The sequence below is a fragment of the Pseudomonas sp. A25(2017) genome, assembly GCF_002001065.1.
GTDB classification, from domain to species: domain Bacteria; phylum Pseudomonadota; class Gammaproteobacteria; order Pseudomonadales; family Pseudomonadaceae; genus Aquipseudomonas; species Aquipseudomonas kilonensis.
On the sequence record NZ_MUOA01000099.1, the window covers coordinates 1 to 26,610 of the forward strand.

The window sequence follows — 26,610 nt, forward strand, 5'->3', positions numbered from 1 at the left end:
GTTCAACCCCTCGGGATGGCGCCGGGTCAGGTAGTCGAAAAAGAAACGCCCGCGCAGTAATCGATACGGCCCCTGGGTTTGTGCTTCGCAGCCTTTATCCAGCGCCGGATGTTCCGGGTCGGTGTCTTGTTGCCCGAGCAGATAGACGATGTCGCGCTTGACGTAGTTTTCCTCCAGCCGGGCGGGTGTTTGTCCGGCGGCATAGGCGGGCATGTCCTGCAGGCCGTATTTCCAGCGGTTGAAGCCAGGGCAACTGGCAGGGTCGAACGCCATGGGCCGTTGCGCATCGAAGTAGGCATAGGACGACGGGTTGGCGATGACAAAGCGTGGGCTGATCCGGTATTGGCCGTGGGCGAGCAGGGCATAGCGCTGCACGACCTGGGCGCCGCCGGAATGGCCGGCGATGACGATCTCTTTCACTTCGGGAAACTGCTGCCGGTCACTGACTCGCGCAACGATGTCGTCCAGTACCTGGAACGAACTGACTGGATTGGGCCCTGTGGACAGGCCACCGGCCATCCAGTCGTTGCCTTGCCAGCGCAGGAGGTCATTGGGCAATTGATGGCGCGCCACGTCCTGTTCATTGAGAAACTGCGGGGCGATGATCAGGGTGGTGCCCAGTTGTCCGGCCTGCCCGGCAGCCTTTTCGGCGCTGTGCAGGTAGGTGTCGGCATTGCGCAGCCGACCGTGGAGGATGATCAGCACGCGCTGGATGGACGCCGGCGGGGGGCTTACGCCGACGGCCATGGCGCCGCCCTTGAACTGCAGTCGCCCTTGGGCGACCACGTTGACGCCATGTTCCTCGGCCTGGGCAACGGCGCAGCACAGCACCAGCCCGATCAACGCCCCCCACTTCATCTACAGGGCTTTCGCCGCGAACGTGTCGCACTGGCTGACCTGGCCCTGGGCGAATCCGGTCTTGAACCAGCGCACGCGCTGTGCCGAAGTACCGTGGGTGAAGGAGTCCGGCACCACGCGGCCCTGGCCTTGTTGCTGCAAGCGGTCATCGCCGATGGCATTGGCGGCGTTCAAGGCCTCCTCGATGTCTCCCGGCTCCAGCCAGTTCAGGCGTTTTTGCGCATGGTTGGCCCACACACCCGCCAGGCAATCGGCCTGCAACTCCTGGCGTACCAACAAGCCGCCGTCGCCTTCCATCTGCCGGCCTTGCTGGCGCGCTTCCTGGATTTTCGCCGACACGCCGAGCAGCGTCTGCACATGGTGTCCGACTTCGTGGGCAATGACGTAGGCCTGGGCGAAGTCACCGGCCGCGGCGAAGCGTTGGGACATTTCCTTGAAGAAGCTCATGTCCAGATAGACTTGCCGGTCTGCCGGGCAATAGAACGGACCGGTCGCCGATGAGGCAAGGCCGCAGGCCGAGTTGACCCGACCGCTGAACAACACCAGTTTGGGTTGCTGGTATTGGCGTCCGGCCTGCTGGAACACCTGGCCCCAGGTGTCTTCGGTATCGCCGAGGATCGAGCGCACGAACTCGGCCTGTTCATCGTTGGCCGGTGGCGCCTGGCGGGTTTGTGAAGTGGCGGGGGCGGACTGGTCCATCTGCCCGGCCAGTTGCCCGAGAATCTGCATCGGGTCCTGACCGGTGATCCAGCCGATGCCGACGATCAGGAGGACGGCCGTCAGGCTCAACCCCTTGCCGCCGCCGAAACGCATTCCGCCGCCGCCCCCACCGTCACCGCGAGCGTCCACCACGTTGTCACTGCGGCGACCTTTTTTCCATAACATGTGGGAAACCCTCTGAATGACGCTGCGAGAAATGACTGCTGTGGCGATGAGTCTAGCTTTTAGGCGCCCAAGGTGCGCGCCGCGCTTGAGCTGTCAGGCAACGGACACGGGGTTTGGTTCAGCGATGAGCCAATCCTGCCTGGCTGCGGAATTTTCATTACACTTCGGATTCAGAACTTATCGGTATGCTCGCTGGCCCAACAACTGCATCGTGCGTCACGGCCCTTACATCAAGCAACGCAGGTTTCCCTCATGACCGTCAGCACACCGCTCTCCGGCGTCAATCAGGCTTTCAAGGGCATCGTGCTTATTCTGGTCGCAACGTTCCTGTTCTCCAGTCATGACGCGTTGTCGAAATACCTCTCGGGTTTTTATCCGATCGTCATGGTGGTCTGGGCGCGCTACGTGGTGCACACGTTGTTGATGGCGGGTATTTTCCTGCCGCGCTCGGGGCTGCGGGTGCTGCGTACCAAGCGCCCGCTATGGCAGTTGGCCCGGGCGTTGTGCCTGCTGGGCACCAGTCTGTTTTTCACCTCCGCGTTGATGTTCATTCCACTGGCGGAGGCGACGGCGGTCAACTTCCTCGCGCCCGTGCTGGTCACCGCGTTGTCGGTGCCATTGCTGGGCGAACACGTGACACGCGGCCAATGGATCGCGGTGATCTTCGGTTTTATCGGGGTGTTGATCATTGTCCATCCCGGCGGCGATCTGTTCACCCCGGCGGTGATACTGCCGTTCTGTTCGGCGCTGTTCTTCTGTTTCTACCAACTGCTCACGCGCAAGCTCAGCGAGATCGACAGCCCGACCACCAGCAACTTCTTCGCCGGCCTGTGCAATACCTTGGTGATGAGCGCGCTGGTGCCGTTCTTCTGGCAAGTGCCAAGCCTGTTGCACGGTGCGATGATGCTGGCGCTGGGCGCCTGCGGGATGACGGCGCACCTGATGCTGACCCAGGCCTTCCGCTTTGCCGCCCCGGCGCTGCTCGCGCCGTTCGGGTACTGCCAGATCGTGTTTGCCGGGCTGCTGGGCTGGTTGTTGTTCAACCACACGCCGACGCTGACCACCGTGGTGGGTATCGCCTTGATCTGCTTGAGTGGGTTGGCGGCGGCGTGGCAACAGCGGCGGGCTTAACACCGATTGTGAAGGGGGCAATTGTGGGAGCAAGGCTTGCCCGCGATGAAGACGATGCGGTCCTGAGTGAACCGAGGCGCCTTCATCGCGGGCAAGCCTTGCTCCCACGGTGGGATAAATAATCCCGGGCTGACTGGTATCAGTTTTCCAGCGTAGGCACCTTGCGCGGTGCCATGAAGTACAGCCAGGTCAGGGCAATGAAGTACATCGCCGGGATCAGGGTGAACAGCACGGTGTAGTTGTTATTGGTGATCGTGAGGATGTGGCCCACCAGTTGTGTCATGAACATCCCGCCGATGGCCGCGCACATGCCGCCGAAGCCGAACACCGTACTCATCATGTGCTTGGGCGTGTAGTCCATGACCAGGCTCCAGATGTTGGCGGTCCAGGCCTGGTGCGCGCCGATGGCCAGGGAAATGGCGAACACCGCCATCCACAGGCTGCTGGAACCCGCGGCCATGATCACACCAATGATGCAGCAGGCGAACAGCAGCATGGACACCAGTCGCGCCTTGATCGGATTGAGGCCACGGCCGATCAGGAACGAAGACAGGATCCCGCCGCCCACGCTGCCGAAGTCGGCGGTGAGGTAGATGATGATCAGCGGGATGCCCATCTGGGTCACGTTGATGCCCAGGTTGTACTGCTGGTTCAGGAACGGCGGCAGCCAATAGAGGTAGAACCAGAACACCGGGGCGGTGATCGAGTAGGCCAGGGCGAACGCCCAGGTGCCGCGCATGCGCAGGATGCGTGAGAACGGCACGCGGACCTGGTCCGGTTCGTCCTGGGCCTGGATGTAGTCCAGTTCCGACTGTTTGACGGTGGGATGGTCTTCGGGGTTGAAGTATTTCAGGCCCCAGAACAGCAACCAGATCCCGCCGAGGGCGGCCATGCACAGGAACGCCGCCTGCCAGCCCCACACGTGCAGGACCAGCGGCAGCAGCATCGGGGTGAACATCGCGCCGACGTTGGTCCCGGCGTTGAAGATACCGGTGGCCACGGCCCGCTCGCCCGCCGGGAACCACAGCCGTGTGGTCTTCACGCAGGCCGGGTAGTTGGCGGCTTCGGTGAGGCCCAGGATAAAGCGGCAGACCATGAAGCCCACCGCCGAGGTGGCCAGGCCGTGGGCGCCGGTCGCCAGGCTCCAGAGCAGCACGGCGCAGAAGAACACGCGCTTGACGCCGATCCGGTCGATCAGCCGCCCCTGCAACACGAAGCCGACGGCATAACCGACCTGGAACCAGAAGTTGATGTTGGCGTAGTCCATCGCCGTCCAGTTCATTTCTTTGGCCAGGATCGGCTGCATGACGCCCAGGGCGGCGCGGTCGATGTAGTTCAGGGTCGTGGCGAAAAACACCAGGGCGAGCATGCCCCAACGGGTCTTGCCCACGGCCATGGCGCCGCGGATCTTGTCACCGATGGTGCCGGTGGAGACTCCCAGGGCGGGGGCCAGGCGGGAACTTTGGGAAGGGATCATAGCGTGTACCCGTTTTTGAAATTCTTATGGTTGGTCTGGGTCTGTCCATCGAGGTCGGCAGGGCCGGCATCCATGTGGGAGCGATGGTGCGCAGTGAGCAAAAAATCGTCAATTCAGCTATGGGCATTTTGTTCGATAATCGCCCAAAAAACTAACCGGATGGTACATATTAAATTGCTGAAAGAAACTGACAGCTCAATAATCGGCTGACTCTTTAAAAAGCGGCGCACCTTTTGTAGCCGATGCCTGTCCCGGGAGCCGAAGTCATGCAGCGTTCCATTGCCACCGTGTCCTTGAGCGGTACCTTGCCGGAAAAACTCGAAGCCATTGCCGCCGCCGGTTTTGATGGGGTGGAAATTTTTGAGAACGACCTTCTCTACTACGATGGCAGCCCTCGGGAAATCAGGCAGATGTGCGCCGACCTGGGCATCGCCATCACGTTATTCCAGCCGTTTCGCGACTTCGAAGGCTGCCGCCGCGATCGCCTGTCGCGCAACCTGGAGCGGGCCGAGCGCAAGTTCGACCTGATGCAGGAACTGGGCACCGACCTGGTGCTGGTGTGCAGCAATGCTTCGGCCGACAGCGTCGGCGATGAACAGATTCTCATCGATGACCTGCGCCTGCTGGCCGAACGGGCCGGTGCGCGGGGCTTGCGGATCGGTTATGAAGCGCTGGCCTGGGGCCGCCACGTCAATACTTATCAACAGGTCTGGAACATCGTGCGCCAAGCCGATCACCCCAGCCTCGGCGTGTTGCTCGACAGCTTTCATACCTTGTCCCTCAAGGGCGATCCGAGCGCGATTGCCGAGATCCCCGGCGACAAAATCTTCTTCGTGCAGATGGCCGACGCGCCGATCCTGGCCATGGATGTCCTGGAATGGAGCCGGCATTTCCGTTGTTTCCCGGGGCAGGGCGAGTTCGACTTGCCGGGTTTCCTGGCGCCGATCATCAAGAGTGGCTACACCGGACCGCTGTCGCTGGAAATCTTCAACGACGGTTTCCGCGCCGCGCCGCCGCGGGCCAATGCCGCCGACGGCCTGCGCTCGCTGCTGTACCTGGAAGAAAAGACCCGCCAGCGCCTGGCCGAAGAGGCGAGCGCCGTTGGCCATGCCGATATCCTGTTCGCCACGCCGCCGGCCAGCGAATACGACGGCATCGAATTCCTCGAGTTCGCCGTGGACGATAACCTCGGTGCCAAGCTGTCCCATTGGCTGGAACGGCTGGGGTTCGTCAAGGCCGGCCAGCATCGCTCGAAGAATGTGAGCTTGCTGCGCCAGGGCGATATCAACCTGATCCTCAACAGCGAACCGTACTCGTTCGCCCACAGTTTTTTCGAAGCCCACGGACCGTCGTTGTGCGCCACCGCCGTGCGCGTGAAAAACAGCGCCAGCGCCCTGGAGCGGGCCGTTGCCTACAAAGGCCAGCCCTATCGTGGGTTGGTGGGCCCCAATGAACTGGAGCTGGCGGCGGTGCGCGCACCGGACGGTAGCCTGATTTACCTGGTGGACCAGCAGGCCGACGTCTATGGCACCGATTTCAACCTGCAGCCGGGTGCGGTCATTGGGGCCGGGCTCAAGCGCATCGACCACATGGCGATGGCGCTACCGGCCGACAGCCTCGACAGTTGGGTGCTGTTCTACAAGAGCCTGCTGGATTTCGAGGCCGACGACGAAGTGGTCTTGCCCGACCCTTATGGCTTGGTAAAAAGCCGTGCGCTGCGCAGCCGCTGCAGTTCGATCCGCTTGCCGCTGAACATTTCCGAGAACCGCAACACCGCGATCTCACACGCGCTGTCGAGTTATCGCGGCTCCGGCGTGCATCACATCGCCTTCGACTGCGACGACATCTTCGCCCAGGTCAGTCGTGCCAAAGAGGCGGGCGTACCGTTGCTGGACATCCCGCTCAATTACTACGACGACCTGGCGGCGCGTTTCGATTTCGACGACGAGTTCCTCAGCGAACTGGCCTACTTCAACGTGTTGTATGACCGTGACGCCCAGGGTGGCGAGCTGTTCCACGTCTACACCGAGCCGTTCGAAGGGCGTTTTTTCTTCGAGATCATCCAGCGCAAGAACGGTTACGTCGGTTATGGCGCCGCCAATGTCGCGGTGCGCCTGGCGGCCATGGCCAAGTCCCGCAGCGGTGGTTTGCGACACGCCAAGTTGTAGGGAAATCGTAAACGTGGCGGTAATGGGCCGTGTCGTGGCTTCCTTCAGTGCACGGTGCGGCCCATAATCGCCAGCCTGTGCAGTGATGGCCGTGAGCCCCGCAATGACTATGAATCCAGAGCTTTCCGCAGCGCTCGACGAACCCGTCGTCGCGCCGCGCAAGAGTCGCAAGAACAACCCGGAGAAGACCCGGGAAAACATTCTTCAGGAAGCCATCGTCGAGTTCGTCCAGCAAGGCCTGGCCGGTGCCCGGGTCGACGCCATCGCCGAGCGCATCCACACCTCCAAGCGCATGATCTACTACTACTTCGGCAGCAAGGAGCAGTTGTACGTCGAGGTGCTGGAAAAACTCTACGGCGATATCCGCACCACCGAGAGCCGCCTGCACCTGGCGGAACTGGCCCCGGTCGACGCGATCCGGCGCCTGGTGGAGTTCACCTTCGACCACCACGATCGCAATGTGGATTTCGTGCGCATCGTCTGCATCGAGAACATCCACAACGCCGAGTACGTGAAGCAGTCAGGCGCGATCAAGGCGATGACCAATACCATCCTCGATTCCCTGGGCGTGATCCTGCGGCGCGGCGCTGAAGAGGGTGTGTTCCGTGCCGGCCTCGAGCCGCTGGATGTGCATCTGCTGATCAGTTCGTTCTGTTTTTACCGGGTGTCCAATCGCCAGACGTTCGGTGAGATCTTTCAGATCGACCTGTCGGATGAAGCGGTCAAGCAGCGGCATCGGCAGATGGTCTGTGAATCGGTATTGCGCTATCTGCAGGCCTGACACCGAATCCAGTGTGGGAGCGGGCTTGCTCGCGAATGCGGTGTGTCAGTTGCACATTTGCTTGCTGACACACCGCATTCGCGAGCAAGCCCGCTCCCACAGGGGATGTAGTCAGGCTTCAGTGATTCATGTCCTGGAAATGCGCCAGCATCCGCTGCGCATCTGGTGCCACGCCGCTGAACAGTTCGAACGCCTTCACCGCCTGGAACACGGCCATGTTGCCGCCATCCAGTGTGCGGCAGCCGACCGCGCGGGCGTTGCGCAGCAGTTCGGTTTCCAGTGGGAAGTAGACGATCTCCGCGACCCATAAAGTGCCGCGCAACAGCTCGACCGGCACCGGCATGCCCGGTAGTTTTGCCATGCCCATGGGCGTGGTGTTCACCAGGCCATCGGCCTCGGCCATGGCGGTGGGCAGGTCATGCCCGGCGCGGGCGCGGCCAGCGCCGAAGTGTTGATTCAAGTTGTTGGCCAGCGCCTCGGCACGGCTGACCTCGACGTCAAAAATGCTCAGGGTTTCTACGCCTTCCATCAACAGCGCATGGGCCACCGCCGCGCCGGCGCCACCGGCGCCCATCTGGACCACACGCTTGCGCGCCACATCCCCCAGGCCGCGACGAAAACCTTCGGCGAACCCCAGGCAGTCGGTGTTGTGGCCGATGCGCTTGCCGTCCTTGAGCACCACGGTGTTGACCGCGCCGATACCACGGGCCTCGGGTGACAACTCATCGAGCAGCGGGATGATCGCCTGCTTGCAGGGGAAGGTGATGTTCAGGCCGGTGAAGTCCATGCGTTCGGCGGCCACCAGTAGATCGGCCAGGGCGCCGCTGTCGAGCTTCAGCGCATCGAGGTCGATCAGCCGATAGAGGTAACGCATGCCTTGGGCATCGCCCTCATGCTCATGCAGCGCAGGCGTGCGAGAAGCCTGGATGCCCGCGCCGATCAGGCCGGCCAGCACAGTGATATTCGACATGCTCATCAACCCTTCAACCGCTGACTGAAATGTTCAAGGGCCAGACGATAACCATGGCTACCAAACCCGCACATCACGCCAATGGCGACGGATGAGACGAAGGAGTGATGACGGAAGGTCTCACGGGCGTGGACGTTGGACAGGTGGACTTCGATGACCGGTACTTCGCTGGCCACCAAGGCATCGCGGATCGCCACGGAGGTGTGGGTCCAGGCTGCCGGGTTGATGACGATACCGGCGCAGCGGCCACGGGCGCCGTGAACCCAGTCGAGCAATTCGCCTTCCTGGTTGGTCTGGCGAAACTCCACCGCCAGGCCGAATTCTTCAGCGGCGCGGCCGCACAGTGCCGAGATGTCAGCCAGGGTTTCATGGCCATAAGTCGCCGGCTCGCGGGTGCCGAGCAGGTTCAGGTTCGGGCCGTTGAGCACCAGAACGATCGGAGGCATCGCAATTTCTCCACATTTTTATTGTTGGTGTCGGCGGGGTTTCAGCCGTTGGAGATAAATTGTACTAGATGGTTAATTTGGTCAAATAAAGCAGCCGACATCGGCCAATAAGTGTTCGATGATCGAACATGACCTTGGTCGGGGGAGGAGGGAGAGTAATTGTGGCGAGGAGATTTATTTGTGGGAGCAAGGCTTGCCCGCGAAGCAGGCACCTCGATTTCTGAAAGACCGAATTGCCTGTATCGCGGGCAAGCCTTGCTCCCACAGAGCTTTGCCCAGCCAGAGGGAGGTCGCCCCAGCGTTTAACGCCGAGTCAACAACACCCCAGACTCCATGTGATGGGTCCAGGGAAATTGATCGAACAACGCGCAACGCGTGATGCGGTGGGTGTCGTTCAGTTGCGCGATATTCGCGGCGAGGGTGTCCGGGTTGCAGGAGATGTACAGGATGTTGTCGAAGCGCCGTGTCAGCTCGCAGGTGTCCGGGTCCATGCCGGCGCGAGGCGGATCGACGAAGACACTGCCGAATTCGTAGCTTTTCAGGTCAATACCATGCAAGCGACGGAATGGCCGGACTTCGTTCAGGGCTTCGGTCAGCTCTTCAGCGGACAGGCGCACCAGCGTGACGTTATCCACAGCGTTTTCGCTGAGGTTGCTCAGCGCGGCGTTCACCGAGGTCTTGCTGATTTCGGTGGCCAGCACTTTGCGCACGCGGGTGGCCAGGGGCAGGGTGAAGTTGCCGTTGCCGCAGTACAACTCCAGCAGATCGTCGCTGCGATCGCCCAGCGCGTCATAGGCCCAGTTGAGCATCTTCTGGTTCACCGTGCCGTTGGGCTGGGTGAAGGCGCCTTCGGGTTGGCGATAGCTGAAGGTGCGACCGCCCACTTCGAGCTTCTCTACCACGTAGTCGTGGCCGATCACTTCGCGCTTGCCCTTGGAGCGGCCAATGATGCTCACGCCCAGGTCTGCCGCCAGCTTCGAGGCGGCAGCGTGCCAGTGCTCGTCCAGCGGGCGGTGATAACACAGGGTGATCATCGCGTCACCCGCCAGGGTAGTCAGGAACTCCACCTGGAACAGCTTGTGGCTCAGGGGCGCGCTGGCTTGCCAGGCGGCCTTGAGTTGCGGCATCAACTGGTTGATGCGCAGGCTGGCGATGGGAAACTCTTCAATGAGGATCGGTGTGCGCTTGTCGTCCTGGGAGAACATTGCGTAATGCCGTTCGCCGGCCTCGCGCCAGAGACGGAATTCGGCGCGCAGGCGGAAGTGCTTCAGGGGCGAATCGAACACCGCAGGTTCTGGTGCCTCGAATGGCGCCAACAGGTCACGCAAGCGGGTGACTTTGTCCTGGAGCTGAGCGGCGTAGGCCTGGGAATCAAAAGTCATGCGTTGTACCAACCCAACTTGATCACGAACAGGATCGACAGAATGACCAGCGCCGGGTTCAACTCACGGCCACGGCCCGAGACCAGTTTGATGGCGGTCCAGGCGATGAAACCGAAAGCGATGCCGTTGGCGATGGAATAGGTGAACGGCATTGCCAGGGCGGTCACCACCACGGGCGCGGCGACGGTGATGTCGTCCCAGTCGATTTCCGCCAGGCCCGAGGTCATCAGTACGGCGACGAACAACAGGGCGGGGGCGGTGGCGAAGGGCGGGACGCTGGCGGCCAGTGGCGAGAAGAACAGCGCCAGCAGGAACAGGATCGCCACGACGACGGCGGTCAGGCCGGTGCGGCCGCCGGCACTGACGCCCGCCGCCGATTCGATGTAGCTGGTGGTGGTGGAGGTGCCCAGCAGCGAACCGGCCATGGCGGCGGTGCTGTCGGCGATCAGCGCACGGCCCATCTTCGGCATGTGGCCGTCCTTGCCCATCAGCCCGGCGCGCTTGGCGACGCCGATCAGGGTGCCGGAGTTGTCGAACAGGTCGACGAACAGGAAGGCGAAGATCACGCTCACCAGGCCGATGTCCAGGGCGCCCTTGATGTCCAGTTGCAGGAAGGTCGGGGCCAGGGATGGCGGCGCGGAGATGACGCCGTTGAACGAGGTGAAGCCCATCAGGATCGAAACGATGGTGACCGACAGGATGCCGATCAGCACCGCGCCGCGTACTTTCAAGGCTTCGAGGGCGACGATCAGGACAAAGCCGAGGGTCGCGAGGATCGGCGCCGGTTGTTTCAAGTCGCCGAGGCCGACCATGGTCGCCGGGTTTTTCACCACGATGCCGGCGTTGTTCAGGGCGATCAGCGCCAGGAACAGGCCGATACCGGCGGCAATCGCCGAGCGCAGCGGCAGCGGGATGCTGTTGATGATCCATTCGCGGATACGAAAGATCGACAATATGAAGAACAGTACGGCGGAGATGAACACCGCGCCCAGCGCCACTTGCCAGGTGTGGCCCATGTGCAGGACCACGGTGTAGGTAAAGAAGGCATTCAGGCCCATGCCCGGGGCGAGGGCGATCGGATAGTTGGCGATCAGGCCCATGACCGTGGAGCCAATGGCCGCTGCCAGGCAGGTGGCGACGAACACCGCGCCCTTGTCCATGCCGGTTTCGCCGAGGATGCTCGGGTTGACGAACAGAATGTAGGCCATCGCCAGGAACGTTGTGACGCCCGCCAGGATCTCGGTCCGCACGTTGGTGTTGTGTGCCTTGAGTTGAAACAGCCTTTCCAGCATGTCTGCTCCCCGTGGCGCGCCCGGCGCCGTGAATGTATCGACCTCAACAGCAAAGCACAGGTCGCCAGCGGCGCCCGGGAATTTTCTGCGGGTCGGAAAAAGCCGCGCATCATACCAGCAGCGTAGCGTTGTGGCTGCGATCGTCGTCGATGTTTTGCCAACGCGCCAAGTGGGCCATACTGCGCGCGGTTCCGGGAGGTCTCTATGTATTGCATGAATAAAAAGCTGCTGGCGGCGGTGGGTTGCATGCTGGGTTGGTGGTTGTCCGGCCAGGCCGCCAATGCCGCGTCGGCACCGCCCTTGAGCGAGGTCAAGGTGCTCAAGGTCGAGTCGCCGGCCTGTGGCTTCGAGGACATCGTCCCGGGGCAGGCACAGACGCGTTGCGACCACAGCGGCCCGAATATCAAGGTCTACGTGCTGGAGGTCGGTTATGGCCGCCAGCCCCATGTCACCCTGGACGGCTTTGAAGTCGACGGCACCCGCTCGCCCGTGTGTGCGTACAGTAACGGCAACCTTAACGACTGCTCCGTGCGGACCAAGGTCGTTGGCTATGTGTACATCTTCGACCTGAAGGGCAAGCAAGAGGGCACCTTCAGCTTCAGCAACATCTCGATCAACGCACCGGGCAACCGGATGTCGACCCAGCTGTACATCAAATAACCGCTGTCCCATGTAGGAGCTGTGTAGGAGCTGTCGAGCGAAGCGAGGCTGCGATCTTCCCCTCTGACGCTTGAATCTCAAGCGCCTATCAAAAGATCGCAGCCTTCGGCAGCTCCTACACTACAGGTATCAGCCAGTGGAGAGAGCGCCCATGATTCCAGGAACCAAGATCCCCCGAGCCCTGATAGTCGTCGCCGAGGGTGTCGACGACTTGCAGACGGTCACCCTGATCGATGTGCTGCGTCGAGCGCAGATCGAAACCGTGGTGGCGAGCATCGAAGGGCGACGGATGCTCACCTGCGCCCGCGGCACGCGCCTGACGGCCGATGGCATGCTGGTGGACGTGCTCGTGCAGGACTTCGACCTGGTCGTCCTGCCGGGCGGCATCATCGGCGCCCAACACTTGGCGGCCCATCAGCCGCTGCAACAACTGATCAAGGGCCAGGCCGCCACCGGACGGTTTTTCGCCGCCATCGCCGAAGCCCCGGCCCTGGCGCTACAGGCCTTTGGCGTCCTGCGCCAACGGCGCATGACCTGCCTGCCCGCCGTCAGCCAGCAGTTGTCCGGGTGCAGCTTCGTCGATCAACCCGTGGTGGTGGATGGCAACTGCATCACCGCCCAGGGTTCGGCCGCCGCCCTGGCGTTTGCCTTGACGCTGGTGGAACAACTCAGTGGCAAGGGCGTGAGGAGTGTGGTGGCGGCGGAGTTGCTGGCCTGACGGACATCAAGCGTGTTGTGGGAACGGCTCGATCACAGGCTGCACGCGCTGCTCGGCTTGCCACAAATCGTAATCGGTCTGGACGCCCAGCCAGACCCTGGCCTTGCCGATCCCGGCACGCTCCAGGCGCACGGCCAGATCGGGGCTGATGGGCGCATGACCATGCAATACCCGGGAGAGATGAGGCCGGGCGAAGCCCAGGTGTCGCGCCAGTTCGGTGACCGTGATGCCCAGCTCGGGCAACACGTCCAGCCGCAAGGTTTCGCCAGGGTGTGGCGGATTGTGCATGGGCATGTTCCAGCCTCCTGATCAGTGGTAGTCCAGATAATCGACCAGTTCGATATCGGACCCGATGAAACGAAAAATAACCCGCCAGTTCCCCGAAACCCCCAGCGACCAGTATCCATCCAGCTCACCCTTGAGCGGATGCAATCGCCATCCGGGAATATCCAAGTCGTTGGCGACCTGCGCCCTGTCCATGAACTGGAGCATGCGGGCCAGGCGTTTCCCGTGGTCCGCCCGGATACCACGGGTCGACCCCGTCTCATAAAAGAGCCTGAGGCCTTTGTGCTGGAAGGATTTAATCATGGAATCGAGTGTAAGGCGATACATTACACTCGGTGCGGTACATAGATACCGCACATGCCAGGAAAATCTGTGTCTCTTGCGGTTGCCACTGCTGAGCCGGACGAAAAGCGCCAGGCCTACGCCACCGCCACCCACTCGGCGGTGTTCGTCGAGGTATTGGTAGATGAAGACTTGGGTCCCGTGAAGGTCAATCGGGTGGCCAACGCGATCTATCACGCCACCGGCAAACGGGTGCGGGATTTCCCGATCACCCTCGACAAGCTGCTCTAGGCTTTTGCTTCATCCACCGGTTCGTGCATCCGGTCACGGTTGGCCAGGGTCGGGAACAGTTTGATCCAGGTTCCGGTGACCAGCAGCGTGCCGACGCCGCCCATGACCACCGCCGGCACGGTGCCGAACCAGTGGGCGGTGAGGCCGGACTCGAACTCGCCCAACTGGTTCGAGGCGCCGATGAACAACCCGTTCACCGCGCTGACCCGGCCGCGCATTTCATCCGGTGTTTCCAGTTGTACGAAGGAGGCACGGATCACCATGCTGATCATGTCCGCCGCGCCCAGCACCACCAGCACCGCCAGGGAAAACCAGAACGAAGTGGAGAGGCCGAATGCAATGGTGGCGACGCCGAACACGCCCACCGCCGTGAACATCACCCGGCCGACCTTGCGCTCCACGGCAAACCGCGCCAGCCACAGCGACATCAGCAAGGCCCCGACCGCCGGTGCCGAGCGCAACAGGCCCAGGCCCCACGGGCCGGTGAGCAGGATGTCCTTGGCGAACACCGGCAGCAGCGCCGTCGCGCCGCCGAGCAACACCGCGAACAGGTCCAGGGAGATCGCCCCGAGAATGTCCGGGCGACTGCGGATGAAGCGAATCCCGGCGAGCAACGAATCCAGCGTCGCCTTGCCTTTGTTCAGCGGCGTCTGCCGGGCGGGCAGGTTGAGCATCAGGCCGCAGGCGATGAGGTAAAGCAGCACCGTCGGCCCGTAGACCCAGACACTGCCAAAGGCGTAGAGCAAGCCGCCGAGCGCCGGGGCGACGATGGTGGCCGACTGCTGGGCCGATTGCGCGGCGGCCACGGCACGGGGAAACAGCGCAGCCGGCACGATGCTCGGCAGCAGCGCCTGGGTGGTGGGCATTTCGAAGGAGCGGGCGGCGCCCAGCAGGAAGGCGAGGATGAAGATCATTTCCCGCGTGACGTTGTCAGTGGCGCTGCCGATCACCAGCGCCAGGGCAATCATCGCCTGCAATGACTGGCAGATGGCCGCCACCTTGCGCCGGTCATAGCGGTCGGCCACATGCCCGGTGTGGAGCATGAACAGCACGCGCGGGGCAAACTCCACCAACCCCACCAGGCCAAGGTCCAGGACGTTGCCGGTCAGTTGATAGAGGTTCCAGCCGATGGCCACGGTGAGCATCTGGAAGCCGCTGGCGGTGAATATCCGGGCCAGCCAGAAGGCGATGAAGGGACGGTGGTGACGGAGCAGCAGCGGCGCTTGGCTGGGCATCTATGACGGGTCCGGTGATGAAGGCATCGAGATTATCACCGAGCTGTAACTGGAAGTTGCGGTGGCTGGAAAAATAGTTAGCCAAGCATCGATCTTCCACATCGCACCGTTTTTTTGTGGCGAGGGGATTTATCCCTTTGTGGGAGCAAGGCTTGCCCGCGATGGACGCGACTCGATTTCAGAAAGACCGCATTGCCTGTATCGCGGGCAAGCCTTGCTCCCACACAGCCTGCTCCCACAAAGCCTTGCTCCCACACATCCCTTCGCCTCAGCCAGCACTGAGACAACCTGTCACGCGACAAACGACCACGCCGTTCATCGACGAGAATGCGGCTACTCTTTGAACATTGCTTGATCCAGGTCAATACCTCTCGAGGCGTTGGGCTGGTGGCCATCCGGCCAGAGTCCTGCGTTGTGACGGTTATAAAAAGAACGATTTGAAAAGCATCGCACTCCATATCCCTGGGGATAGTGATGCAGGCCCCGCCCGCAGCCGGTTTTACCTGACAGAGGAAGACTTATGTTCGGTTTGGAGGCGCTCGATCTCGCCCGAATCCAGTTCGCGTTCACCATCTCGTTCCACATCCTGTTCCCGGCCATCACCATTGGCCTGGCGAGTTACCTGGCGGTACTCGAAGGCTTGTGGCTCAAGACCCGCGATGACACCTACCGCGACCTGTACCACTTCTGGTCGAAGATATTTGCCGTCAACTTCGGCATGGGGGTGGTGTCCGGGTTGGTCATGGCCTATCAGTTCGGGACCAACTGGAGTCGTTTCTCGGACTTCGCCGGTGCGGTGACCGGGCCGTTGCTGACCTACGAGGTGCTCACGGCATTCTTCCTCGAGGCGGGCTTCCTGGGTGTGATGTTGTTCGGCTGGAATCGCGTCGGCCGCGGCCTGCATTTCTTTTCCACGGTCATGGTGGCGATCGGCACCCTGATCTCGACCTTCTGGATCCTGTCCTCCAACAGTTGGATGCAAACCCCCCAGGGTTACGAAATCATCGACGGCCGGGTGATCCCGGTGGACTGGCTGGCGGTGGTGTTCAACCCCTCGTTCCCTTATCGATTGCTGCACATGTCCACCGCCGCGTTTGTCGCCACGGCGTTCTTCGTCGGCTCGTCGGCGGCCTGGCATTTGCTGCGCGGCCGTGACAACCCGGCCATTCGCCGGATGCTGTCGATGGCGATGTGGATGGCCTTGCTGGTGGCGCCGATACAGGCGGTCATCGGCGACTTCCATGGCCTGAACACCCTCAAGCATCAACCGGCGAAAATCGCCGCCATCGAGGGCCACTGGGAAAACGTCGGCAATGAACCGACCCCGCTGATCCTGTTCGGCTGGCCCGACATGAAGGCGGAAAAAACCAAATACGCCGTGGAAATTCCTTACCTGGGCAGCCTGATCCTGACCCACAGCCTGGACAAGCAGGTGCCGGCCCTCAAGGAGTTCCCGCCTGAGGACCGACCGAACTCGACCATCGTGTTCTGGTCGTTCCGGGTCATGGTCGGCCTTGGGCTGCTGATGATTTTCACCGGCCTGTGCAGCCTGTGGCTGCGCCGCAACGATCGGATCTATCAATCCCGGCCGTTCCTCTACATGGTGCTGTGGATGGGGCCGTCCGGGCTGATCGCGATCCTGGCTGGCTGGTTTACCACGGAGATCGGCCGCCAGCCCTGGGTGGTCTATGGCCTGATGCGCACGGCCGATGCTTCGTCCGGCCACAGCTTCGCCCAGATGAGCATCACCCTGGTGCTGTTCGTCGTGGTGTATTTCGCGCTGTTCGGTGCGGGCCTGAGCTACATGATGCGCCTGGTGCGCAAGGGGCCGGAGGCCCACGAAACCGAGCCGAGCGATGGTGGCCCGGGCCAGAAACGCACGCCGGCCCGACCATTGTCGGCCGCCGATGACGGCGACGACATCGACCACAACGACCGCTCGAACAAGGGGAATTGAATCATGGGTATTGATCTTCCGCTGATCTGGGCCGTGGTCATCATCTTCGGCATCATGATGTACGTGATCATGGACGGCTTCGACCTGGGGATCGGCATTCTCTTCCCCTTCGTCAAGGGCGAGCGCGACCGCGACGTGATGATGAACACTGTGGCCCCGGTCTGGGACGGTAACGAAACCTGGCTGGTGCTGGGCGGTGCCGGGTTGTTCGGAGCGTTTCCGCTGGCCTACTCGGTGGTGCTTTCGGCGCTGTACCTGCCGTTGATCCTGATGCTCATCGGCCTGATCTTCCGCGGCGTGGCCTTCGAGTTCCGCTTCAAGGCCAAGGCTGAGAAGCGTCACCTCTGGGACAAGGCATTCATTGGCGGTTCGCTGACGGCCACCTTCTTCCAGGGTGTGGCGCTGGGGGCGTTCATCGACGGCTTCGAGGTGGTCAATCGCCAGTTTGCCGGCGGCTCCCTGGACTGGTTCACGCCATTCACGATGTTCTGTGGCCTGGCGTTGATCGCGGCCTACGCATTGCTCGGCTGCACCTGGCTGATCATGAAGACCGAGGGCAAGTTGCAAGAGCAGATGCATGACCTGGCCCGGCCTCTGGCGTTCGTGGTGCTGGCGGTGATCGGTATTGTCAGCATCTGGACGCCGCTGGCCCATGCGGACATCGCGGCCCGCTGGTTCACCCTGCCGAACCTGTTCTGGTTCCTGCCGGTGCCGATCCTGGTGCTGGTGACGATGTACGGCTTGTTCCGCGCGGTGGCGCGCAATGCCAACTACACGCCCTTCATCCTGACCCTGGTGCTGATCTTCCTCGGCTACAGCGGCTTGGGCATCAGCCTGTGGCCGAACATCGTGCCGCCGTCCATCTCGATCTGGGACGCCTCGTCACCGCCCCAGAGCCAGGGTTTCATGCTGGTCGGCACACTGTTCATCATTCCGTTGATCCTGGTGTACACCTTCTGGAGCTACTACGTGTTCCGCGGCAAGGTGACCCACGACGATGGTTACCATTGAGGGCGTCGAGCATGGCCAAACCTGACTTGAAAGACATCGAGGCTGCCGAACGCAAGCCTCTCTGGCAGCGACTCGGCTGGCTGGTGACGATCTGGACCGGTAGTGTGCTGGCGCTGTTCATCGTCGCCAGCCTGATGCGGATGTTCATGAATGCCGCGGGCCTGACCACTCACTGATCGCCCTGTGGGAGCGAGCTTGCTCGCGATGAGGACACTGCGGTCTCGCAGGAACCGAGGTGCTTGCATCGCGAGCCAGCTTTGCTCCCGCAGACGATTTATTTGCGAGCTTTGAGGATCACGAATTTCGGCGTGGCGGCCACTTGCTCGACACCGCGGAACAACCGCGCCAGTTTGCTGTGGTAACCCAGGTGCCGGTTGCCGACGATGTACAGCGCGCCGCCCACCACCAGCGCTTCGCGAGCCTGCTGGAACATCCGCCAGGCGAGGAAATCGCCCACCACTTGCTGCTGGTGGAAGGGTGGATTGCACAGCACCACATCCAGTGACTGCGCCTCTTGTCCGGCCAGGCCATCACCGGCCCGCAGGGTCACTTCGCGTTCGCCCAGGGCTGCACGCCAATTCTCGGCGGCCGATTGCACGGCCATATACGACTCGTCCACCAGGGTGTAATGGGCCTCGGGGTTTTGCAGCGCGCTGGCGATGGCCAGCACGCCGTTGCCGCACCCCAGGTCCGCGACCCGGGCCGTCCCGAGGTTTTTCGGCAGATGTGGCAGGAACGCACGGGTGCCGATGTCCAGGCCTTCGCGGCAGAACACGTTGGCGTGGTTGAGCAGCTCGATCTTTGGCTCGTCCAACCAGTAACGCGTGGGGTAGGGCGATACGATCGGCGCACTGCCTTGTGAAGAGCCGGGTTGTGGCGTGGCAATCAACAGCCGCGCTTTTTTCACCGCCAGGGAGGCCTGCACCGGGCCGATATACCGCTCCAACAAATCGCCAGCGGCCCGGGGCAGGTGCTTGATCATGGCCCCGGCAATCACCTGGGCGCCTGGCGCCAGTTGGCCTTGCAGGCGAATCAGCTGTTCCTCCAGCAAGGCCAGGGTTTTCGGTACTTTGATCAGGACGCGATCGAACGGGCCGGTCAGTGGCTCGCTGGCGGGCAGCGTCGGCACTGCATCGAAGGATCGGCCATTGCGCACCAGGTTTTTCTCCAGCGCCTGCAACGCCAGGAAGGAGTCACCGCTGCTGGTCACCAGGACGTTGTCCGCCAGACTGGCCGCCAGGGCGCCGAAGCCGTCATTGAGTACCAGGACCCGAGTCTGTGCGCTCGGCTGTTGTTCGGCCAGGTACGCGAGCAGGTACTCGTCGGCCGCATCGAAGGCTTGCAGTGGTTCGTTCTGCTGTTCGGGTTGGCGGATCAGGTCGAGTTGGGCGAAGGGGCTGTCGAGCAGGGGCATGGCTGGGGACTCTGGAGATCAACGAATGTCCCGCTGCCTGGAGGTAGGTGTCTGTGCGTGCGGGACCTCCTGAATGAACGACGTCGCGTGCAAGAAGCGGCATCATCCAAGTGGAACCGTAAATGGTACGTTTTTTTGTTGCACATTACTCGTGGGTTTTTCAGCTCGACAGTGTCGTGCCACGGGTCAGATCACATGGATCTGGGCGGCTTTAGCCACCGCTGAAATCTTATTGCTGACGTTCAGTTTTCGCATGCAACTGCACACATGGAAATTCACGGTTCGTTCGGAAAGACAAAGGATCCTGCCCACTTCCGACGCCGTCTTGCCTTCGGCTGACCACCTCAATACTTCGATCTCTCTGGGTGACAAGTGACATTTTGGCTGGACTGCGAGGGCGTCCGCCAGTTTTTTGCTGGCAAGCACATGCAGCTTTTGACTGGCGAAGATGGCGTAGCCGAGATTTGCATAGTGCTCCTCGATATCGATGGGACAGTGGGTTCGTGCAAGGCTGAACAGGCTGGACTGTGCCCCTTGTTCGTCATGAACGGCCTGGGTCCAGCCGTACTTGAGTCCTTGTCGATTAAGTTCTCGCCATAACTTAGGGGCCTGAGCGAAAACATTCTCATCCCACATGATCGGAAGTGGTGATTGATTGCAATGTGCTACTAGTGGGTCGTTCGATGCGTAACCGTTTTGTTCATAAAGCCGATCCCATCCATAAGGGTAATTATTCAGGTTCACCTTACTGGTGTGTTTGTTGGGACTTCCGAGATAGGTTGCAAATGCACAGTATTCAAATCCTTGATTGTTAAAGAAATTCACTACCAGACGATAGGCCGTCTGCAGGTCTTTTTCACAGGATAACTTCCTCAGCAACAAGTCCTTCCACCTGTCCATCGCTTTCTCCTGGGTTTGATTCGTCCATGCGGATCCAATCCCTGATGCGAATTTTTAGTGTAGGACTTTTCCTAACTTGTAGTGAGATTTTTTTTAACTAGCTTACAAAATTGTAATGCATTAGTTCTGTAGATTGATTTCTTTTACAGTGTTCTAACTTTGTACAGTTTTGGTAAAGGTTTAAATGGGATGAGTGCAACTAAAGTGCTATTACTTGCCCGTCGGTGGTGAAACGGTTCACTTTGCGGGACACTGTATGTCTTGTCCCATAGGAGTGGCTCATGACCGACAGCGCAGAGAAGTTCACCCGCCAAACCCTGCTCGATGTCCAGCCGTTGACGCCTCATCTGTTTACGTTGCGCACGACCCGGGATCGCGGCTTTCGCTTTCGGGCGGGTCAGTTTGCCCGGCTGGGGGTCGTCAAGGCGGACGGAACCACCGTCTGGCGGGCGTATTCCATGGTGTCTTCGCCGTTCGACGAGTTCCTCGAATTCTTTTCCATCGTGGTTCCCGATGGCGAGTTCACCAGTGAGCTCAGCCGCCTGCAGCCGGGTGACGCACTGTTGGTGGATCGCCAGGCTTTCGGCTACCTGACGCTGGATCGCTTTGTCGATGGTCGGGATTTGTGGCTGCTGTCTACCGGAACGGGTGTGGCGCCGTTTCTTTCGATCCTCCAGGATTTTGAGGTCTGGGAAAAATTCGAGCGGATCATCCTGGTCTACAGCGTGCGCGAGGCGCAGGAGCTGGCGTATCAGGCGCTGATCAAGGAACTGCCCCAGCGCGACTACCTGGCCGAGTACGCCCACAAGTTTCGTTTCATTGCGAGCGTCACCCGTGAGCAACATCCGGGGGCGCTCAGTGGGCGGATCACCACGCTGATCGAAAATGGCGAGCTGGAGCGGGCGGCCGGCGTAGCGCTGACGCCGGAGCATTCGCGAGTGATGCTGTGCGGCAATCCGCAAATGATCGATGACACACGCAAGTTGCTCAAGGCCAGGGGGCTGCAACTGAGCCTGACTCGTCGGCCGGGCCAGGTGGCGGTGGAAAACTACTGGTAGGTTGTGGCGAGGGGATAAATCCCCTCGCCACAGGAGGGGTCAGTGACTGACTGCCTCAGGGCCGCTCGTTCTGGGTCTTGAGCAGGTCGCGAATTTCGGTGAGCAGCAGTTCTTCCTTGGTCGGAACCGGTGGGGCGCTAGGAGCCACGGCTTCTTCACGCTTGAGGCGGTTGATGGCCTTGACGCCCATGAAAATGGCGAACGCCACGATGATGAAGTCGATGGTGCTCTGGATGAATTTACCGTAGGCCAGCATAACGGCAGGCGCCTCACCCTGGGCGGCCTTGAGGGTGATGGCCAGGTCACTGAAGTCCACTCCACCAATCAGCAGGCCGATCGGAGGCATGACCACGTCGCCAACGAATGACGAAACGATTTTGCCGAAAGCGGCACCGATGATGATCCCGACGGCCATGTCGACGACATTGCCTTTGACCGCGAAGGCCTTGAACTCGCTTAGCACGCCCATGAGTTATTCCTTGTGACAGATTAAAGATGAGTGGCAGTGTAAGTCAGCCCGACGAGTCTTGCTCGAAACGCCTGCTTACAAAGCTTCAATTATCGACCCGGTCCCGGGTGAAAAGTTTTCAAAGTGCCATCAATCGCGCGTGATACGCGGTTTCAGCCTGGTGCCCTACAACGTTTTTTCTATCGACACGGTACGGCATTTCTATTTAGGTTTTCCTTTTCCGAGCACTAGCCTCTGGATGGCGCACATGGATGCGCTCTATAACATCAGAGGAACACGCCTATGAACACTTCCCTTGGCCACGGGGCTTATTCCCATCGCCGCGCTTTTTTTGTGCTGACCGCGAGCCTTTTGTCCTTGTCTGTCAACGCGGCCACCCTGACCCGGGACAACGGTGCGGCTGTCGGCGACAACCAGAACTCGCAAACGGCTGGCCCCAACGGCCCGACCCTGCTGCAAGACGTGCAGTTGATCCAGAAGCTCCAGCGTTTTGACCGTGAACGTATCCCCGAGCGCGTGGTGCATGCCCGTGGGACCGGTGCCCATGGCACATTCACCGTTTCCGACGACCTCAGCGACCTGACCAAGGCCAAGGTCTTTGCCGCAGGCCAGGTCACGCCGGTGTTCGTGCGTTTTTCTGCCGTGGTGCACGGCAATCATTCGCCGGAAACCCTGCGCGATCCCCGTGGTTTCGCCACGAAGTTCTACACCGCCGACGGTAATTGGGACTTGGTGGGTAACAACTTCCCGACCTTCTTCATCCGCGATGCCATCAAGTTTCCGGACATGGTCCACGCCTTCAAACCCGACCCGCGGACCAACCTGGACGATGATTCACGCCGCTTCGATTTCTTCTCCCATGTTCCAGAATCGACCCGCACCCTGACCGAGTTGTATTCCAACTCCGGGACACCGGCCAGTTACCGCGAAATGGACGGCAATGGTGTACATGCCTACAAGTTGGTTAATGCCAAGGGTGAAGTTCACTACGTGAAGTTTCATTGGAAAAGTTTGCAGGGCTTGAAAAATCTCGATCCGAAAGAAGTTGTGAAAGTTCAGGGTCAAGATTACAGCCATATGACAAATGATCTGGTGACTCATATTAATAAGGGCGACTTCCCGAAGTGGGACTTGTACGTCCAGGTACTGAACCCACAGGACCTTGCCAAGTTTGACTTCGACCCACTCGACGCGACCAAGATCTGGCCGGGCGTGCCTGAGCGCAAAGTTGGGCAAATGGTCTTGAACCGCAATCCGGCGAATGTCTTCCAGGAAACCGAGCAGGTGGCCATGGCGCCGGCCAATCTGGTGCCGGGTATCGAACCTTCCGAAGATCGTTTGCTCCAGGGACGAGTATTTTCCTACGCCGACACGCAGATGTATCGGATAGGCGCCAATGCCCTGCAATTACCGATCAACGCCCCCAAGGTGGCGGTGAACAACGGTAACCAGGACGGTGCGATGAACCCAGGCAGCACCAGCACCGGGGTGAATTATCAGCCGAGCCGCCTGACGCCGCGTGAAGAACCGCAAGCGGCACGCTATAGCCAGACCGCGCTGACCGGCAGTACCCAGCAGGCGAAGATCCAGCGTGAGCAGAACTTCAAGCAAGCCGGTGATTTGTATCGTTCGTTCAGCAAGAAAGAGCGTGATGACCTGATCGACAGCTTCGGCGGCTCTTTGGCGACCACCGATGACGAGAGCAAGCACATCATCCTGTCGTTCCTCTACAAGGCTGACCCTGAGTACGGCACTGGCGTGGCTCGTGTCGCCAAAGGCGACCTGGCTCGGGTCAAGGCCCTGGCAGAAAAACTGACTGACTGATCCACAGCCAGGCAGGTGCATGACCTGTGGGAGCAAAGCTTGCTCGCGAAACAGGCGCTGGGGTCTGAAACCAGACCGAGTTGTCTGCATCGCGGGCAAGCCTTGCTCCCACAACCATGCCCCCACAGTCATCTGCCAGAGGAGACGTCATGATGCGCAGATTTCTTTTATCGATGCTTGCGACGTGGTCAGTGAGCGTACTGGCCGATCAGCCAATACCCACCGAACCGGCTGCGGTCCAGGAACAGTTGCAAAACTATTATTTCGACGCCGCTCGCCGCGGCGACGTGCCGATGCTCGAGACTTTTATCGGGGCCGGTTATTCGCTCAATACCCAGGATGAAAAGGGCTACACCGCGCTGATTCTGGCGGCTTATCACGGCCACGGCCCGGCGGTGGAGCGGCTGCTGGCCGCTGGCGCCGATGCCTGTGCCCAGGACAAACGTGGTAACACGGCGTTGATGGGCGCCATTTTCAAGGGCGAAGTGCAGATTGCGCGGCGTTTGTTGTCCACCGATTGCAGCCCGGACCAACGCAACGGTGCCGGGCAGACCGCGGCGATGTATGCCGGCCTGTTCAAGCGTGCCGAGTTGCTCGACGCCTTGAAGGCCAAGGGCGCCGATCTGCAGGCCCAGGACCCGTTGGGCAATACCGCGGTGGATCTGGCGAGGGGGGAAATCAGAATGCCGGCCCCGCGCTGACCGCTGCGTGGGCTATCATCGCGGTTTTTACCCGGAGTTCAGATGGCCAAGGCAAAGCGCATGTACGGCTGCACCGAGTGCGGCTCGACCTTTCCCAAATGGGCCGGCCAATGCAGCGAATGCGGGGCCTGGAACACCCTGACCGAAACCATGGTGGAAAGCGGCGGTGCGGCGGCGCCCACCGGTCGTACGGGTTGGGCCGGTCAGCAGGCGCAGATCAAGACCCTGGCCGAAGTCAGCGTCGAAGAAGTCCCGCGTTTTTCCACCGCATCCGGTGAACTGGACCGCGTGCTGGGCGGTGGCCTGGTGGACGGTTCGGTGGTGCTGATCGGCGGCGATCCGGGCATCGGCAAATCCACCATCCTGTTGCAAACCTTGTGCAGCCTCGCCACCCGCATGCCGGCGCTGTACGTCACAGGCGAAGAATCCCAGCAGCAGGTCGCCATGCGCGCGCGGCGCCTGGGGTTGCCCCAGGACCAGTTGCGGGTCATGACCGAGACCTGCATCGAAACCATCATCGCCACGGCGCGCCTGGAAAAACCCAAGGTGATGGTGATCGACTCGATCCAGACCATTTTCACCGAACAGCTGCAATCGGCCCCGGGCGGCGTGTCCCAGGTGCGCGAAAGCGCGGCGCTGCTGGTGCGCTACGCCAAGCAGAGCGGCACGGCGATTTTCCTGGTGGGCCACGTCACCAAGGAAGGCGCGCTGGCGGGGCCGCGCGTGTTGGAGCACATGGTCGATACCGTGTTGTATTTCGAAGGCGAATCCGATGGTCGCCTGCGTTTGCTGCGGGCGGTGAAGAACCGCTTTGGTGCCGTCAACGAACTGGGTGTGTTCGGCATGACCGACCGGGGCTTGAAAGAAGTCTCAAACCCTTCGGCGATTTTTCTGACGCGTGCCCAGGAAGAAGTCCCCGGTAGCGTGGTCATGGCAACGTGGGAAGGCACCCGGCCGATGCTGGTCGAGGTGCAAGCGCTGGTGGACGACAGCCACCTGGCGAACCCGCGCCGGGTCACCCTGGGCCTGGATCAGAATCGGCTCGCCATGTTGCTGGCGGTGCTGCATCGACACGGTGGGATTCCGACTCACGACCAGGACGTGTTCCTCAACGTCGTGGGCGGGGTCAAGGTGCTGGAAACCGCGTCCGACCTGGCGTTGATGGCGGCGGTCATGTCCAGCCTGCGCAACCGGCCGCTGCCCCATGATCTGTTGGTGTTCGGCGAAGTGGGGTTGTCGGGTGAAGTGCGACCTGTACCCAGCGGGCAGGAGCGGCTCAAGGAAGCGGCCAAGCACGGTTTCAAACGCGCCATCGTGCCCAAGGGTAACGCGCCGAAGGAAGCCCCGCCGGGGTTGCAGATCATTGCCGTGACGCGCCTGGAACAGGCGTTGGATGCGTTGTTCGAATAGCGCTGGCAATTGCGCAAGGACTGTATGTGGGAGCAAAGCTTGCTCGCGATGCAGACGACTCGATTTTGAAGGACCGCATCGCCGCCATCGCGGGCAAGCCTTGCTCCCACAGAATCCCCTCGTCACAAGGGACCGGGCTTTTCAGATCTGGATCAACGCCGCCAACTCCCGCTCCAACTCGTCATGGTCGCCCAGGTTCAGCTCTACCAGCCGGCGTAGGTGTGCGATGGAGTCCAGGTCAATGTGCTCGCAGGCGAAGCCCAGGTGACCATGGTCATCATGGGCCAACCGAACTTCCATTTTGATCTCAGCATCAGGGCTCAAATGAATATCAGCCATGAAGGGACGTTCGATATCGCCAAGCCAGGGTGCGGGTTTCTTGATCAGCAACCCCTTGAGGGACAGATCCAGCAACTCTACCGGCCAGATGAAGGGGCCCTGGCTCAGCTCGGTCCTGGCATGGAAGTCAACTCGTACGAAGCGGCGACGTTCGCTCATTACGCATTCCCTCTGAAGATTCATTGACTATAGACCCTACTGAGGGAGCCTCGTCACCGTTCGGCAACCGACAGACGAATGTCGAGTATGGCCTTTGCCCGGGTTAGCGCTAAACTCCTGTGGCTATCTTTCTTGTCCACCCTGGCTGGAATATAAAAATGAAAAACAATAATAGCCTGCTGCGCCATCTACCCTGGCTACTGCTGGCCGTCGTAGGCGCGTGCGCCCTGGGCGTCGTGGCATTGCGTCGAGGCGAGGCGATCAACGCCCTCTGGATCGTCGTCGCAGCCGTGGCCATCTACCTGGTCGCCTACCGCTACTACAGCCTCTTCATCGCCAACAACGTGATGCAACTCGATGCGCGCCGGGCCACCCCCGCTGTGCTCAACAACGATGGCCTGGACTATGTCCCGACCAACAAACACATTCTGTTCGGCCACCACTTCGCGGCCATTGCCGGCGCGGGGCCGCTGGTCGGGCCGGTGCTGGCGGCGCAGATGGGCTATT

At 61.0% G+C, this 26,610-nt stretch carries 27 protein-coding genes and 1 pseudogene; 14 read left to right on the forward strand and 14 right to left on the reverse strand.

Annotation, left to right across the window (positions count from 1 at the left end):
* Together B0E42_RS25100 and B0E42_RS25105 are read right to left on the reverse strand one after the other, a co-directional pair.
* Positions 1-858, reverse strand: an 858-nt coding sequence (locus tag B0E42_RS25100) for a hypothetical protein (RefSeq protein WP_077508121.1), incomplete at its 3' end; no start/stop codon positions are given.
* Positions 859-1,743 (reverse strand): neutral zinc metallopeptidase, encoded by an 885-nt coding sequence (locus B0E42_RS25105; protein WP_018610767.1) that lies wholly within the window; start codon positions 1,741-1,743, stop codon positions 859-861.
* Between the two features lie 252 nt (positions 1,744-1,995).
* On the opposite strand from B0E42_RS25105, the gene B0E42_RS25110 reads away from it, so the two are divergent.
* Positions 1,996-2,874, forward strand: a complete 879-nt coding sequence (locus B0E42_RS25110) for a DMT family transporter (protein WP_018610770.1) — start codon at positions 1,996-1,998, stop codon at positions 2,872-2,874.
* Between the two features lie 139 nt (positions 2,875-3,013).
* Here B0E42_RS25110 and B0E42_RS25115 read toward each other — a convergent pair whose 3' ends face one another.
* Positions 3,014-4,351, reverse strand: coding sequence for an MFS transporter (locus B0E42_RS25115; RefSeq protein ID WP_018610772.1), 1,338 nt, complete (start codon positions 4,349-4,351; stop codon positions 3,014-3,016).
* A gap of 266 nt (positions 4,352-4,617) precedes the next feature.
* Here B0E42_RS25115 and quiC point away from each other — a divergent pair, with 266 nt between their 5' ends.
* On the forward strand, positions 4,618-6,519 hold the full coding sequence (gene quiC, locus B0E42_RS25120) for a 3-dehydroshikimate dehydratase QuiC (RefSeq protein WP_053189896.1): 1,902 nt from the start codon (positions 4,618-4,620) through the stop codon (positions 6,517-6,519).
* A gap of 103 nt (positions 6,520-6,622) precedes the next feature.
* Entirely contained in the window at positions 6,623-7,300 is a 678-nt protein-coding gene (locus tag B0E42_RS25125) for a TetR/AcrR family transcriptional regulator (RefSeq protein ID WP_053189895.1), read from the forward strand.
* A gap of 118 nt (positions 7,301-7,418) precedes the next feature.
* On the opposite strand, the gene B0E42_RS25130 is transcribed toward B0E42_RS25125, so the two are convergent.
* The 4 genes from B0E42_RS25130 to B0E42_RS25145 form a co-directional block, all read right to left on the reverse strand.
* Complete coding sequence (locus B0E42_RS25130; protein WP_371103553.1) at positions 7,419-8,270, reverse strand: shikimate dehydrogenase; 852 nt, start codon at positions 8,268-8,270, stop codon at positions 7,419-7,421.
* A 5-nt stretch (positions 8,271-8,275) separates the two neighbouring features.
* The gene (gene aroQ, locus B0E42_RS25135; RefSeq protein ID WP_014340320.1) at positions 8,276-8,716 is read right to left on the reverse strand and encodes a type II 3-dehydroquinate dehydratase; all 441 of its coding nucleotides are present in this window, start codon (positions 8,714-8,716) and stop codon (positions 8,276-8,278) included.
* 302 nt (positions 8,717-9,018) lie between these two features.
* Positions 9,019-10,098 (reverse strand): tRNA (uridine(54)-C5)-methyltransferase TrmA, encoded by a 1,080-nt coding sequence (gene trmA / locus B0E42_RS25140; RefSeq protein ID WP_018606771.1) that lies wholly within the window; start codon positions 10,096-10,098, stop codon positions 9,019-9,021.
* Entirely contained in the window at positions 10,095-11,390 is a 1,296-nt protein-coding gene (locus tag B0E42_RS25145; RefSeq protein WP_077508124.1) for an NCS2 family permease, read from the reverse strand. Before B0E42_RS25145 ends, trmA begins: the two co-directional genes overlap by 4 nt.
* Positions 11,391-11,594: 204 nt before the next feature.
* Here B0E42_RS25145 and B0E42_RS25150 point away from each other — a divergent pair, with 204 nt between their 5' ends.
* Positions 11,595-12,050 carry a DUF4879 domain-containing protein gene (locus tag B0E42_RS25150; protein WP_003205802.1) on the forward strand — a complete coding sequence of 152 codons (456 nt, stop codon included), beginning with the start codon at positions 11,595-11,597 and terminating at the stop codon, positions 12,048-12,050.
* A 151-nt stretch (positions 12,051-12,201) separates the two neighbouring features.
* Positions 12,202-12,768: a DJ-1 family glyoxalase III gene (locus tag B0E42_RS25155; RefSeq protein ID WP_014340316.1), complete on the forward strand. Its 567-nt coding sequence runs from the start codon at positions 12,202-12,204 to the stop codon at positions 12,766-12,768.
* Positions 12,769-12,774: 6 nt separating this feature from the next.
* On the opposite strand, the gene B0E42_RS25160 is transcribed toward B0E42_RS25155, so the two are convergent.
* Both B0E42_RS25160 and B0E42_RS25165 read right to left on the reverse strand, forming a co-directional pair.
* Complete coding sequence (locus tag B0E42_RS25160) at positions 12,775-13,062, reverse strand: HigA family addiction module antitoxin (protein WP_018606762.1); 288 nt, start codon at positions 13,060-13,062, stop codon at positions 12,775-12,777.
* Between the two features lie 15 nt (positions 13,063-13,077).
* On the reverse strand, positions 13,078-13,356 hold the full coding sequence (locus B0E42_RS25165; RefSeq protein WP_024618210.1) for a type II toxin-antitoxin system RelE/ParE family toxin: 279 nt from the start codon (positions 13,354-13,356) through the stop codon (positions 13,078-13,080).
* A 90-nt stretch (positions 13,357-13,446) separates the two neighbouring features.
* Here B0E42_RS25165 and B0E42_RS25170 point away from each other — a divergent pair.
* Positions 13,447-13,626: pseudogene (locus B0E42_RS25170) on the forward strand (hypothetical protein); the annotation flags it as partial.
* Here the strand turns inward: B0E42_RS25170 and B0E42_RS25175 are convergent.
* On the reverse strand, positions 13,623-14,861 hold the full coding sequence (locus B0E42_RS25175) for an MFS transporter (RefSeq protein WP_014340310.1): 1,239 nt from the start codon (positions 14,859-14,861) through the stop codon (positions 13,623-13,625). The pseudogene B0E42_RS25170 and the gene B0E42_RS25175 overlap by 4 nt on opposite strands.
* A 520-nt stretch (positions 14,862-15,381) precedes the next feature.
* On the opposite strand from B0E42_RS25175, the gene B0E42_RS25180 reads away from it, so the two are divergent.
* The 3 genes from B0E42_RS25180 to B0E42_RS25190 are packed head-to-tail and all read left to right on the forward strand — an operon-like array spanning position 15,382 to position 18,005.
* On the forward strand, positions 15,382-16,818 hold the full coding sequence (locus B0E42_RS25180; protein WP_077508127.1) for a cytochrome ubiquinol oxidase subunit I: 1,437 nt from the start codon (positions 15,382-15,384) through the stop codon (positions 16,816-16,818).
* Between the two features lie 3 nt (positions 16,819-16,821).
* Positions 16,822-17,829: a cytochrome d ubiquinol oxidase subunit II gene (cydB, locus tag B0E42_RS25185; RefSeq protein ID WP_018606753.1), complete on the forward strand. Its 1,008-nt coding sequence runs from the start codon at positions 16,822-16,824 to the stop codon at positions 17,827-17,829.
* Positions 17,830-17,840: 11 nt separating this feature from the next.
* On the forward strand, positions 17,841-18,005 hold the full coding sequence (locus B0E42_RS25190) for a DUF2474 domain-containing protein (protein ID WP_018606752.1): 165 nt from the start codon (positions 17,841-17,843) through the stop codon (positions 18,003-18,005).
* A 98-nt stretch (positions 18,006-18,103) separates the two neighbouring features.
* On the opposite strand, the gene B0E42_RS25195 is transcribed toward B0E42_RS25190, so the two are convergent.
* Complete coding sequence (locus B0E42_RS25195) at positions 18,104-19,243, reverse strand: methyltransferase (protein ID WP_053182024.1); 1,140 nt, start codon at positions 19,241-19,243, stop codon at positions 18,104-18,106.
* Between the two features lie 186 nt (positions 19,244-19,429).
* Positions 19,430-20,143: an autoinducer binding domain-containing protein gene (locus B0E42_RS25200; RefSeq protein ID WP_077508130.1), complete on the reverse strand. Its 714-nt coding sequence runs from the start codon at positions 20,141-20,143 to the stop codon at positions 19,430-19,432.
* Between the two features lie 281 nt (positions 20,144-20,424).
* On the opposite strand from B0E42_RS25200, the gene B0E42_RS25205 reads away from it, so the two are divergent.
* Positions 20,425-21,201: a ferredoxin--NADP reductase gene (locus B0E42_RS25205; RefSeq protein WP_018606747.1), complete on the forward strand. Its 777-nt coding sequence runs from the start codon at positions 20,425-20,427 to the stop codon at positions 21,199-21,201.
* A 55-nt stretch (positions 21,202-21,256) separates the two neighbouring features.
* Here B0E42_RS25205 and mscL read toward each other — a convergent pair whose 3' ends face one another.
* Positions 21,257-21,670: a large-conductance mechanosensitive channel protein MscL gene (gene mscL, locus B0E42_RS25210; protein WP_018606745.1), complete on the reverse strand. Its 414-nt coding sequence runs from the start codon at positions 21,668-21,670 to the stop codon at positions 21,257-21,259.
* A gap of 282 nt (positions 21,671-21,952) precedes the next feature.
* Here mscL and katB point away from each other — a divergent pair, with 282 nt between their 5' ends.
* The 3 genes from katB (at position 21,953) to radA (ending at position 25,605) form a co-directional block, all read left to right on the forward strand.
* Positions 21,953-23,494: a catalase KatB gene (gene katB / locus B0E42_RS25215; protein WP_046065177.1), complete on the forward strand. Its 1,542-nt coding sequence runs from the start codon at positions 21,953-21,955 to the stop codon at positions 23,492-23,494.
* 152 nt (positions 23,495-23,646) lie between these two features.
* Positions 23,647-24,195, forward strand: coding sequence for an ankyrin repeat domain-containing protein (locus B0E42_RS25220; protein ID WP_077508133.1), 549 nt, complete (start codon positions 23,647-23,649; stop codon positions 24,193-24,195).
* Between the two features lie 42 nt (positions 24,196-24,237).
* The gene (gene radA, locus B0E42_RS25225; protein WP_018606739.1) at positions 24,238-25,605 is read left to right on the forward strand and encodes a DNA repair protein RadA; all 1,368 of its coding nucleotides are present in this window, start codon (positions 24,238-24,240) and stop codon (positions 25,603-25,605) included.
* Positions 25,606-25,746: 141 nt separating this feature from the next.
* Here the strand turns inward: radA and B0E42_RS25230 are convergent, their stop codons facing one another.
* Positions 25,747-26,103 carry a PilZ domain-containing protein gene (locus B0E42_RS25230; RefSeq protein ID WP_018606737.1) on the reverse strand — a complete coding sequence of 119 codons (357 nt, stop codon included), beginning with the start codon at positions 26,101-26,103 and terminating at the stop codon, positions 25,747-25,749.
* A 158-nt stretch (positions 26,104-26,261) separates the two neighbouring features.
* Here B0E42_RS25230 and B0E42_RS25235 point away from each other — a divergent pair.
* Positions 26,262-26,610: carbon starvation CstA family protein (locus B0E42_RS25235; protein ID WP_305886507.1), on the forward strand; the 349-nt coding region annotated here is incomplete at its 3' end.